General features: G+C 46.0%; 9 protein-coding genes. 5 read left to right on the top strand and 4 right to left on the bottom strand.

From position 1 onward, the window contains the following. The first annotated feature begins 50 nt into the window (after positions 1 to 50). The 4 genes from J2X75_RS26650 to J2X75_RS26635 all read left to right on the top strand — a co-directional run bounded on the left by J2X75_RS26650 (position 51) and on the right by J2X75_RS26635 (position 4,571). Positions 51 to 692 carry a polysaccharide deacetylase family protein gene (locus J2X75_RS26650; RefSeq protein ID WP_310342010.1) on the top strand — a complete coding sequence of 214 codons (642 nt, stop codon included), beginning with the start codon at positions 51 to 53 and terminating at the stop codon, positions 690 to 692. A 146-nt stretch (positions 693 to 838) separates the two neighbouring features. Continuing rightward, positions 839 to 2,092: a mechanosensitive ion channel family protein gene (locus J2X75_RS26645; RefSeq protein WP_307540712.1), complete on the top strand. Its 1,254-nt coding sequence runs from the start codon at positions 839 to 841 to the stop codon at positions 2,090 to 2,092. Positions 2,093 to 2,281: 189 nt separating this feature from the next. Beyond that, a complete protein-coding gene (locus J2X75_RS26640; protein WP_310342006.1) occupies positions 2,282 to 3,529 on the top strand; it encodes a macrolide family glycosyltransferase in 1,248 nt (415 codons plus the stop codon). Positions 3,530 to 3,716: 187 nt separating this feature from the next. Then, the gene (locus tag J2X75_RS26635) at positions 3,717 to 4,571 is read left to right on the top strand and encodes an aldo/keto reductase (RefSeq protein WP_310342003.1); all 855 of its coding nucleotides are present in this window, start codon (positions 3,717 to 3,719) and stop codon (positions 4,569 to 4,571) included. A 109-nt stretch (positions 4,572 to 4,680) separates the two neighbouring features. Here J2X75_RS26635 and J2X75_RS26630 read toward each other — a convergent pair whose 3' ends face one another. Further along, positions 4,681 to 7,854 (bottom strand): alpha-mannosidase, encoded by a 3,174-nt coding sequence (locus J2X75_RS26630; protein ID WP_310342000.1) that lies wholly within the window; start codon positions 7,852 to 7,854, stop codon positions 4,681 to 4,683. Positions 7,855 to 8,053: 199 nt separating this feature from the next. On the opposite strand from J2X75_RS26630, the gene J2X75_RS26625 reads away from it, so the two are divergent. Further along, complete coding sequence (locus tag J2X75_RS26625) at positions 8,054 to 8,977, top strand: helix-turn-helix domain-containing protein (RefSeq protein ID WP_310341997.1); 924 nt, start codon at positions 8,054 to 8,056, stop codon at positions 8,975 to 8,977. 138 nt (positions 8,978 to 9,115) lie between these two features. On the opposite strand, the gene J2X75_RS26620 is transcribed toward J2X75_RS26625, so the two are convergent. From J2X75_RS26620 to J2X75_RS26610, 3 genes are all read right to left on the bottom strand, one after another. Beyond that, positions 9,116 to 9,799, bottom strand: a complete 684-nt coding sequence (locus J2X75_RS26620) for an ABC transporter ATP-binding protein (RefSeq protein WP_310341994.1) — start codon at positions 9,797 to 9,799, stop codon at positions 9,116 to 9,118. After that, positions 9,799 to 10,920: an ABC transporter permease gene (locus J2X75_RS26615; protein ID WP_310341991.1), complete on the bottom strand. Its 1,122-nt coding sequence runs from the start codon at positions 10,918 to 10,920 to the stop codon at positions 9,799 to 9,801. The genes J2X75_RS26620 and J2X75_RS26615 overlap by 1 nt, the downstream gene beginning before the upstream one ends. A 123-nt stretch (positions 10,921 to 11,043) precedes the next feature. Next, a complete protein-coding gene (locus J2X75_RS26610; RefSeq protein WP_124118296.1) occupies positions 11,044 to 11,610 on the bottom strand; it encodes a TetR/AcrR family transcriptional regulator in 567 nt (188 codons plus the stop codon). Positions 11,611 to 11,867: the final 257 nt, after the last annotated feature.

The following is an 11,867-nucleotide window of genomic DNA, read 5'->3' as shown; positions in this document are numbered from 1 at the left end:
AATAATAAGGGGTATGTAGCCAGTCAGTTGCAGAGAGGGGTCATTAGGGTATGGTCAATATCGCGATGGTAGAGCAGGAGTCTGTTCGGGAAAAGGTTGTGGCGTTTACGTTTGATGATGGGCCGCATCCGGTGTATACACCTCAAGTACTTGAGATATTCCGTCGTGCCGGTGGGCAGGCAACGTTTTTCATGATTGGTAAAGAGATAGAGGCTCATCCGGAGATTGCGGCGGAGGTATACCGTGAAGGGCATGAGATCGCAAACCATACATACACGCATCCCGACTTGACCAAGCTGACGCTGGAGGAAGCCGGGGAAGAGTTGCAACGCGCAGAACATCTTGTTCAAGAAGTTACGGGGCAACCTGCCCGCTGCTTCCGCCCGCCATATTTTGGTGTAAACGATGATATACTGTCTCTGGCAGCGGAGCGTGGATATCGCACGATTGGTGCGGTCAATGGTGATGCGAAAGATTGGGATAATCCTGGCGTTGAGCATATCGTGGAGCATACCCGGTCTGCGGTAAAACCTGGAAGCGTGCTGATATTCCATGACGGGTACGGGGATCGTTCCCAGACGGTGGAGGCGGTTCGTGTGCTGGTGGAGGAACTGGTCGCAGAAGGGTATCAATTGGTTACGGTAACTGAGCTGCTGGACATTTCTTATGAGCAGGATGAAAAGATAACATAATCAAGTGGACCCATCATTCTTTGAATGACAGGGTCCTTTTTATATATAATTTATATAGGAAGAACGGAGCGAAAGCACAAACTTTGCTTGCCCTCTCAAACTACTTTATAATAATAGGCTAAACTAGATTATGTCAGGAGGAAACAATGGACTTTATCAAAAATCAACTAGAAGAACTCGGCATGAGTGGACCCTCCATTGGTTATCTTTCAAACATCATTATGATTATTTTTATAGCAGTGATCTCGATATTGGCGAATGTGATAGCCAAGCGAGTGGTACTGAAGACGGTGCATCGTATTGTAAGTAACAACCGTTTCAAGTGGGGCCACATCGTGGTTCAGAAAAATTTATTTCAGAAGCTGTCGCATCTCGTGCCAGCCATTATAATCTATTATTCGGCTTATATTTTCTCGCCCTATCAGGCCATAATTGAAAAAGCAGCAATGACCTACATGATAGTCATCATGATCACGGTACTGAATGCTTTGCTTAATGTATTCGATGATATCTATCGTACCTATGAGGTGTCGAAGATTCGCCCAATCAAGAGTTACATTCAGGTAGCCAAGATCGTTCTGTTCATTATCGGGGGTATTATCGTCATCTCTAGCCTGATCGGACAAAATCCGCTCATTATCCTCAGTGGACTTGGGGCACTATCGGCGGTATTAATGCTCGTGTTCAAAGACTCGATCCTTGGTCTCGTGGCTGGTGTACAGCTATCGTCAAACGATATGGTGCGCGTCGGAGACTGGATCGAGATGCCCAAGTATAATGCGGACGGCGATGTAATCGACATTACATTGAACACAGTGAAAGTGATGAATTTCGATAAAACGATTACGATGATTCCAAGCTATGCCCTTATTTCGGACTCGTTCCGGAACTGGAGAGGCATGCAGGTGTCCGGTGGCAGAAGGATTAAGCGGAGTATCTATATTGACATCAGCAGTATTCGTTTTTGTACGGAAGAGATGGTGGCGGAATTTGAGAAGATTCATTACCTGACGGATTATGTCACTTCCAAACTTAAAGAAATTCAAGCGTACAACATGGAGCACCAGGTGAATACTGAAAGCAACGTGAACGGCAGACAGCTGACAAATGTCGGTGTATTCCGGGAATATATCCATCAATATTTGAGAAATCATCCAAAAATCAATAAAGATATGACGATGATTGTGCGACAATTAGCACCAGAAGATCGCGGGCTGCCTCTGGAAATCTATGCATTTAGCAATGATATCAACTGGGGTGTATATGAGAACGTTCAGGCGGATATCTTTGACCATATCTTCGCGGTGGCGTCAACATTTGGACTGCGGGCCTTCCAGAATCCAACCGGACATGACATTGTGCAACTGAAAGAGGATAAACAATATTCGAGCGGATATTGAGATTCGAAGCACCGTAAAGGTGCTTTTTTTTGTTTAAAAAGTGACATACATACCATTTAAAAAAATGGAAATTATTAATAGTATATTTATATGGGTCTGATTTCCATATTCTATTTTTTTTATCTTCTCAATCATATGGATATACATGTACCGCTTTGATTATTGGAAAATTTGATGGAGGTGAGCTTCGTGGCACGTGTGTTAGTTGTGATGATGCCTGCAGAAGGGCATATCAATCCGTCGCTCGGATTAATCAAGGAGTTGATAGAGAGCGGAGATGAGGTCGTCTATTGTTGTACTGAAAAATACCGGACGAAGATTGAAGCGTTAGGTGCTCAATTTAAAGCTTACTCCTTCAGCGAGGCAACCCTACTCAACAACCCCAATATGAAGCCATTTGAAATCAAGCATCCGTACCAATTCTTATATATGATTCTGAAAAAAATAATTCAACGGTTTATTCCGGATGTTCTGAATCTGATCGAAAAAGAAACCTATGACTATTTAATTTTTGATTCCTTAATCGGCTGGGGCGGACAAATTTTGGGCGAAAAGCTGGGGATACCCACGATCTGCTCGACCAGCACCTTTGTTTTTGTAGAGCCTCTCGGGTCAGGTAGTCATAATCTGAAGGATGACAATGAGGAGGTTCAGGAGCTATATAATCGAATCATGGAGATGTCCAAGCAATTGGCTGCCCAGTTCAATGTAGCTGTGCCTTCTTTGAAAGATCTTTCAGGGCATTCAGGACAACTGAAGATTGTCTATACAAGCCGCTATTTTCAACCCATGGGGGACAAGCTGGACGACAGCTTTGTGTTCACTGGCCCCTCCATTATTCCTCGTAAGGATGCGCCTGCTTTTGCATACGAGTCTCTTCGAGCTATGTATAAACAGGCGGTTTATATTTCGATGGGGACCATTTTAAATAGAGACCTTGATTTGTATAAGCTCTGCTTTGCAGCCTTTCGTGATTTGCCTGTGCAATTTATATTGGCTTCGGGAAAGGATACCGATCTGGAGCCGATTGCGGATCTTATTCCCGACAATTTCATCATTAGACCGTACCTGCCTCAGTTGGAAGTGCTGCAACATGTCGATGCGTTTCTGACACATACAGGTATGAACAGTGCAAGCGAAGCGTTGTATTACCATGTGCCGTTGATCATGCTCCCGTTAACCTCGGATCAGCCTCATGTAGCAAGCCGTGTGCAGGAGCTGGGAGCGGGGGTCATCGTGGATAAAAACAACCTTACACCTGAGGTGCTGAGAACCGCGGTGTTAGAGGTGCTCGGCAATGATTCCTACAGGGAACATGCAGGAGTGATTGGGAACACACTGCATGATGCTGGCGGGTATAAGCGGGCAGCTGCTGCCATCAAAGACTTTTTGGGCAATCGACCTTTATCAGCCAAGACTATCTCTTCCCTCGAATGAAGAGGCGACTTTCCTCTTATTAGAGAGGTTGGCTTACCGTGTGAACAGAGCGAGAGGTCGAAGGGATTCTCGATGATGATGTACAATTGATTCAAGCGCTTAAGGAAAGGTTAGAGATAACCGAGAGCACATGTCATTTTGTCGCATTAAAATAGGAAGCATACCTTTCGTAAAGGAGAGTTCTCACATGAATCATCACATTCCGGAATATACATTGAACGATGGCTTGAAAGTACCTGCAATTGGATTTGGTACCTATAGTTTAAAAGGTGAAGAAGGTGTTAAATCGATCGCGTCCGCAATGGATGCGGGGTATCGATTAATAGATACAGCGTATAACTATGAGAATGAGGCAACGGTGGGCAGAGCAATCAAGCAAAGCTCCATCGCCAGAGAAGAACTGCTCATTTCCTCGAAGCTGCCGGGGCGTTATCACGCTCAGGATAAAGCACTCGTGGCGATCCAGGAATCCCTGTACAGAGCGGATCTGGATTATTACGACTTGTATCTGATTCACTGGCCCAATCCGAAGAAGGACATGTATGTCGAGGCATGGCAAGCGCTGATCGAAGCCAAAAAGCGTGGATATATCCGATCCATTGGAGTGAGTAACTTTCTTCCTGAGCACAATGAACGGCTGATCAAGGAAACGGGCATAGCACCGAGTCTGAATCAGATTGAGCTGCATCCATTCTTCGACCAAGCCGATCAGCGTGAACAGGATACGAAGCATGGCATCGTGAACGAATCCTGGAGTCCGATTGGACGTGGCAATGATGCCGTACAGGATATTCTCAAGGATGAGAACATTCTTCGAATCGCGGAAACGCATGGCAAAACGCCAACCCAGATCATTCTGCGCTGGCATGTTCAGCTGGGTTCCATTCCAATTCCGAAAGCCGGCTCCTTGCAGCATCAGCAGGAAAATATCGATATATTCGATTTTGAGTTGAGCACAGAAGAGATGCAGGTCATCTCTGCATTTAATCGTCCGGATGGACGGTTGTGGGATCAGGACCCAAGCGAGTACGAAGAATTTTAAAGAACGACAAATGAAGGGCTGCTCCCATGTCAGATATGACAGGAGGCAGCCCTTTATTGTTGAAGCATAGTAAGCATTGTTGCAGTTTTCCATGTTACGTAAGTTCTGTTTAGTGTCCGGCAGGGATACGGAAGGTCAGAATCTCATACGGTTTGATATCAAAAGTAATTCGACCATTTTCCACGGCGCATTCTGCTTCGTTGTTCTCGAGCAAATCACACGCATACGCCGTAGCACCTGCTCCCTCAGGCAATTGCAGGGAAGCACGGCTGCGGCGGCCATGTGCTTCATAGAGACGGATGATCATATCATCGTTGTTCTCGGCTTTTTTGATAACCTCCAGCACGACATTATCCTGATCTACCGATGCCAGTGACCATATTCCCGGCAATGTACCGGTTTGCGATGCAATCTCACGGGCAACCAGAGGACGGTTGAGATCATAAGCGGCTTGGATGACACGTCCTTCACGGAAGTCGCCCTGATGCGGATAAAGTGCGTAGGTGAATACGTGCTGCTCTTTGTCGGCATTTTCATTCGGGTACGTTGCGCTCTTGATCAGTGATAGTCGCATCACCGAGTTATGAATGTCATATCCGTATTTGCAGTCGTTCAGCAGTGCCGCACCGTACCCGTTCTCCGCCAGATCAGCCCACTTCTGTCCGCACACTTCGAACCTGGCTTGATCCCAGCTCGTATTACGGTGGGTAGCACGTTCAACGTTGCCGTACTGGATTTCGTAGACCGCTTTCTCACTCCAGATGTCCAGCGGGAAGGCGGTTTTCAGCAGCAAATGCTCCTGTTTCCAATCCACAAACGTACGGAAATCAATTCGGCGTGTATGCGCGTAGAAGATGATCGTTTGTTCAACGACAGAGTCCAGGAACTGTCGCGTCACTTGCAACACGGAACGCACCGGCCCGCTTTCAACCCACTCCAGTGACTGTAGGTCGTTAATCTCCCACATATGCTGTTCATAATAGTCGTCAATGTTCCATGCCTCGTATTCCGCAGGTCGATCCTCGAACACTTGCAGCACATTACCACGCTTGCCAGACTGAAGCAGCTCACGCCCCTCCAGCTTGTCCCATACGGATATGAACTCGGCACTTTCATTCAGTTGAATATCGTACCAAGGTGTATGGATATGGCGCTGATTGGCTTCCCACTGTGCAACCGATACGCCCGCGACAAGTTCGTCTGTCAGATCCGGTGTAATTCGGAAGGATTTATACCCTGATGCAGGTACGTTCTCTGCAAGGAACACGAGTCCGCCTTCGGGAGTACGCTGGCTGGGTACAGGGCGATCTCCATCATAGACGGTCACTTTTCTCGCAAAAGCAGGCAGTTCAACCACATCCGTCCGTACAAATCCGGTCGTGTTGAATACTACAATGGCTTCGTCATCAGATGTAATTTGGCTCGCAATGCCTTTCAGTGCGCTGTCTTTCAGCTCATCCGTGACACGCAGAACTTCTTCATATTGCTCCTTGGAATCCACATATACCTGCTCAATGGAGCTGCCCGGCAGAATATCATGGAACTGGTTCAGCATCGTAAGCTTCCATGCATGCTCCAGTGCAGCGGTTGGATAGGCCGCCTGTGCATTCGCCTGACGATGAATCATGGCATACAGTTCGGCATCGGCCAGTGCAAATTCGCTATGACGGTTGTACCGTTTGTTGCGCGCCATGGACGTGTAGGTACCTCGGTGATACTCCAGATACAGCTCTCCCGACCAGCGGGGAACGGAAGGAACATCCGCCAGATTTTGCTCCAGCTTCTCGAAAAACTCGCGTACAAAGGTACGTTTCACCGCGGGTACACCCGGCAATCCGACATCAAGTCGTCTGCCATGCTCCAGCATCTCCTCAGTTGGTCCGCCGCCGCCATCCCCGAATCCGAAACATTGCAGGACATCTGCATTGATGTTTTTGTTCTGGTATCGCTGCCACGTGCCTTTCACTTGCGAAGCATTAAATCGTCCATTATAGGTCGTTTCGAAGCGGCGCTGCCTGAAATCAGGATGTTTGTCATAGTCTGTTGCTGTGATGAAATGGGTCAGGACCTCTGATCCGTCGATTCCTCTCCAGTACATCGTGTCGTTTGGAATCTGATTTGTATCATTCCAGGCAATTTTGGTTGTCATAAAATAATCAATGCCGCTCTTACGCATAATCTGCGGCATCGCTGCACTATAACCAAATACATCCGGCAACCAGAGCACACGGTTCTCTACGCCGAACTCTTCCTTGAAGAAACGTTTCCCGTATATAATCTGACGGATCATGGATTCGCCGGAGATTAAGTTACAATCAGCTTCCAGCCACATCGAACCTTCGGCTTCCCAGCGGCCTTCGGTTACCTTTTCCTTGATTTTTTCATAGAGAGACGGGTAGTCTGCTTTCAGGTACGCATATAACTGGGGTTGCGAGGACATGAACGTGTATTCTGGAAACTTGTCCATCAGATACAATACACTCGCGAAGCTGCGAATGACCTTCTCCCGGGTCTGATCCAATGTCCATAGCCATGCCACATCGATATGCGTGTGTCCGATACAGTGAACGGTTGGGATGTGATCACCAGCAGGGCGGACATCACCATAGACATGATCTTGCAGATATTGGCGCGCTTCCGGTACCGACGCATGGAATTCTGCGCTGTTCTCCTGACGCAAATCCAGTAGATTCACGGCTTTATTCAGATGTTCGACCAAATTCAGCCGCTCCAGATCATCCTCACGTAGCAGATCCGCAGCATCGAGCGCAGCCTTAAGATCGTAATATAGATCGGTGACAGGCTGATGATGCTCAGCTACATAGACATTGAGAAAGACATCGGCCGCCGAAGTACTACAGTACGCATATAAAGCCAGTTCGAATTCTTCCCCTTTTGCCGCAGCAGGTGTCAGGTCAATTTCCGTATGGTTCACATCCAGACCACAGATCAATTCCCCATTGAGGAATGCCAGGAATTGCGGATTATCATAGTTCCAGATATCATCCGCACCGGTGACAATGGTACATACGACTTTTTTTCCTTCCATATGATCCGGGATGCGAATCCGGGTTTTGAAGCAGCTGTGTACATCTTTACCGCCCCAGCCATCACCTTTACGAAATACGTTCCAGGAGGAAGGGTCTTCATGCACCAGTTCCCAGGAGTGGTAACCACTTTCTTTATGATAAAGCTCCGGTATATATGTCTTTGAGGTCAGTCGTGCACGTTCCAAGTGTTTAACTATGGTATGGATCCGAGTATACAAGGAATTCATTTTCATGTTGGTTTCCCACCTTGGTTTGTAGTAAGTACAGGCTGTAGTCTTTAATGAAGCGAAAACATTGCAAGCGCTAACATATCAACTCTATCATAACAAAGGGGAAAGGGAGCAAACTACGTAATGTATGCTGAAAAAGACGTCTTTTTATTGCATTTCATGCTAAAATAAAGTCATTAGTATCGGGATAGGAGGCATGTCCATGACAACATCCGTTTTGACATACGAGCAGGGATATGTAATCCATGTCAATCAGCCTGGAGACGAACTTTTTTATCATCTGGACTATGACGAACGCTCCCATGACTTGAATATGGAGTTTCAGCACTTTCATGATTTTTATGAAATCTGCATTCTTCTGGATCGTACGGCTGCGCATATTATTGAAGGCAGTTTATATGAGATTCAGCCATTGGATATCGTGCTGCTGCGACCTTCTTTGCTGCATAAGACGCAGTATCCGAAAGGTACACCGCCAAAACGGTTGATGATTAATTTTTCGATGCCTCGCCATATGCCAGGACTTGAGAACGGTTACAATGAACTATTCTCCATTTTTGATGAAGAGGTTCCGATTTTCCGCTTCCCGGAAGAACGGCGCAAAGAAATCCTCGCGCCCATCAATGATATTTTCGCCATATCCCAGCAGCGCTCTACGCTTCAACCGGTTGTGATCCATCATAAATTTATAGAATTTCTATGTGCAATTCATCGTTACGCGGCAGAGAACGGGTATGTGCGAGAAGAGACAGGATCATCGATGTCCCGGCGCATGTATGCCATTGCATCCTACATTCACAGCCATTATCAACAGGATTTATCTTTGGACGAGGTATCCAGGCGGTTTTATGTAAGTGCCCATCACTTGTCCCGCCAATTCAACAGGGTCACTGGTTTTACCTTCACGGAGTATGTGCAGATGACCCGTATTCGAAATGCCCAGCAATTGCTGCTGAATTCGAGTGAAAAAATTACGGACATTGCTGCACAGTGTGGATTCGCCAGCTTTTCCCAGTTCAATCGCATCTTCAACAAACAGAGCGGTATGTCACCAAGTGCCTATCGACGGAGCAGACCATCTCAGAGCAAACATGAAATGATGCTTGTGGGTGAAAGACCCGAGTGACGTTAGCGCCTAGCGTGAGATAACAAGCGGAGTGATGGACAGGCTTAAATTGCTAGTTAACGGGCTATTTTTCTGGACAGGAGATTTTTATGAAAATAATAATAGCTAAGGACATGGTATAGGGTTGGGTCCATCTATTTATGAATTAGATAGGGACAAACCGCCATCATACATCCGATATACCTTGTCACAATATTCAAGCATGCGCTCATCATGGGTAACCATAATGGCTGCTTTTTGGCGTGATTTCACTTCTTGTGCGATTAGACTAACCACTTCATGGGCTCGTTTGGTGTCCAAACTGGCGGTTGGTTCATCGGCTAAGATGATGTTGGGATTATTCATTAAAGAACGCGCAATGGCTGTCCGTTGTTTCTCACCACCGGATAACTCTTCGGGAAAACTTTTTAACTTCAAACCGAGCCCCAGTTCTTCCAGCAGCTTGGTGGCAAATGCCTTATCCTCTTTTTTGACCGTTCCCGTCATTCTTTTTACAACCAGCAGTTGATCGAGAACATTTAGATAGGGAACCAGATTTGAAGATTGCATAATAAATCCAACTTCTTGCAGCCGTATAGTAGATAGCTCTTTCTCCGTAAGCTTCGAAATATGATTTCCGTTTAGTTGAATATCTCCTTCGGAGGCTTTCAGCATTGCCCCAGCAATAGATAAGAATGTACTTTTACCAGAACCAGAAGGTCCAACCACAGCAACAAACTCTCCCGGCTCTACGGATATGGATACATGATCGAGCGCGGTGATCCGATTGTTTCCTTCGGCATAATACATGGTGACTTCTCGCATGTGCAATCCCTTACTCATTATTCAACCCTCCCGAGCGCCTTAAGCGGATCAATCTTTGTGATTTTGCGAACAGATACCAGTGAACTTAACATAGCGATAACCAGCAGGATAATAGAGTAATTGAAGACAAGACTGGTTTCCAGCTTAAATGGCATTCCTTTTGGCATAATTGCTGCTGTCCCATAAGTCAGCAAGATTCCAACAACAATGCTAGTCAGGGAAAGGACAAACACTTGCGAGATAATGGCTTTTCCCAAGAAACGGTTACTAGCACCTATCGCTTTCATAATGCCGAACTGGTTGGTCTTTTGCATCGTAATGACATAGAAGAATACCCCGAGTACAAATGCAGAGATCGCGAGCAGAAATGCAAGCATCATCAGAATCGTTCCGTTCTCTTCTTTGTATCCTGGCATGCCTTGCACAGCTTCCGACCGGGTAACTGTATCCGTACTGGATAACTCTTTATTTATAGCTTCTGGATCAATATTCCCGCCTTGTAACATGATCGCATTAACCGGTCCGGCAATTCCTTTATCTGAACCTGGAGCCGCAAAGGCAATCTTCCGCCATTCAGCCATCGGGGTAAATACGGATGCAACGTGGTTATAGGTCTGATTCTCCACAAATCCGATAATGGTCAATGATTCCGTCGTGCCATCCAGTTGAAAGGTGTCCCCGATATTATAGCCCTCATCTTTTAGGGTCGAATTCACAACTACCCCGGTGGGATTCTCGGAAGACAGGCTCTCACCTTCTACAATAGCTGGCTCCAGGAAGCTTCCTGGGTTAATTCCTATAATCGCTATATCGACTTTATCTTCATTCTTGGTACTCGTCTCTTTCATTGCTGTTGCCATCGTACTTCCCATAGGGGATGCGGCATCCACATTAGGAAGTTGTTCCGCCTTCGCCACCAGTTGATCTGACAGCAGTGACTTGCTCATGGAAGACTGAGCCCCTTCTTCAAAGATGACATAATCAGCCTTCATGGTCTTGAATGTTGATGCGGCTAGCGTGGACAATCCATTCCCCAGACCGGATAAAATAAATACCAGCCAAGCCATCAGTACGAAGATAATGATAATCATCAAAAACTTCATTTTACTATGCATTAACTCCTTCATCGCTAAAAACATGATCTGTTCAACTCCTTCTCTTTCTTTTTTTGACACATGTGTCAAATTGGATGCGCGGCCACGCGGTCTTCATCATTAAACGACATAAATGACACTTGTGTCAAATTAAATCCAAGAACAAAGTTAGCTCTTGGCTCCTCCGATCCACATTTGGAACAACAGCTTTCCCCAATCAGGCGTAGGGATATTCATCATGTTAGGCGTATTAATTAAGTTGAAGAATACACCAACAAGTACAGGTAGAGGGATATCTTGCCGGAGGGCCTGATCCTGCTGTGCACGTTCAAATAAGCGTGATAATTGAATTTTGAGGGTCTTATGTGCTTCCTCAATAAATTCAAGATCTCTCGCTGCCGCAGCAGAATTAGTCGTATTAATTTTACTGGCATCTCCCAGAAGTTGATGGAGCGTCGATTCTTCTGCGTAGATCAGAAGCAGTTGCTCAAGAGCATCCATGGGATCAGTCTCATCAACGGCTAATGAATTCTCCAACACGGTTGCTATTACACGCTTCATACAAGCAGCAACAATCTCTTCTTTATTAGCGTAATATTGATATATCGTGCTCCGGGCTCCAGACAGATGCTGTGAGAGCAGCTTGAGATGAAAACCGTCGTAGCCATGCTCAAGAATTAATTTCTTGGTCGTATCCAGTAGCTCTGTTTCGGTAAAAGATTGTTTTCTCCCCATTGAATCTCTTCCTTTTTCTAATTTAAAGTCGGTGTGAACTTTCACGTAATCGATGTGTACTGCAAGTCTAAAGGAGTTCTGCACTTCCTTTGTTTATTATGATCAGTTTAGCATATGTTTGATGGCCATAATACCAACCAAGACGATTGGTCTGAATAAATGGGTGGACGATATACAAAAAGGCAAACCCTTGAACTTACAAGGGTTTGCCTTTTTCTTTCTATTCATCGAATACCGACGTAACACCGATACGTGTA

Origin of the sequence: Paenibacillus sp. 2003 (genome assembly GCF_031455635.1) — a bacterium.
GTDB lineage: Bacteria > Bacillota > Bacilli > Paenibacillales > Paenibacillaceae > Paenibacillus > Paenibacillus amylolyticus_B.
Note: the sequence above shows the minus strand (reverse complement) of the source record. Positions and strands in the feature narration are given on the sequence as shown.

Excerpts from the sequence above, each read along its gene's own strand:
- J2X75_RS26650 (WP_310342010.1), top strand. The coding sequence starts at position 51 with ATGGTCAATATCGCGATGGTAGAGCAGGAGTCTGTTCGGGAAAAGGTT.
- J2X75_RS26645 (WP_307540712.1), top strand. The coding sequence starts at position 839 with ATGGACTTTATCAAAAATCAACTAGAAGAACTCGGCATGAGTGGACCC.
- J2X75_RS26635 (WP_310342003.1), top strand. The coding sequence starts at position 3,717 with ATGAATCATCACATTCCGGAATATACATTGAACGATGGCTTGAAAGTA.
- J2X75_RS26630 (WP_310342000.1), bottom strand. The coding sequence starts at position 7,854 with ATGAAAATGAATTCCTTGTATACTCGGATCCATACCATAGTTAAACAC.
- J2X75_RS26625 (WP_310341997.1), top strand. The coding sequence starts at position 8,054 with ATGACAACATCCGTTTTGACATACGAGCAGGGATATGTAATCCATGTC.
- J2X75_RS26620 (WP_310341994.1), bottom strand. The coding sequence starts at position 9,799 with ATGAGTAAGGGATTGCACATGCGAGAAGTCACCATGTATTATGCCGAA.
- J2X75_RS26615 (WP_310341991.1), bottom strand. The coding sequence starts at position 10,920 with ATGTTTTTAGCGATGAAGGAGTTAATGCATAGTAAAATGAAGTTTTTG.
- J2X75_RS26610 (WP_124118296.1), bottom strand. The coding sequence starts at position 11,610 with ATGGGGAGAAAACAATCTTTTACCGAAACAGAGCTACTGGATACGACC.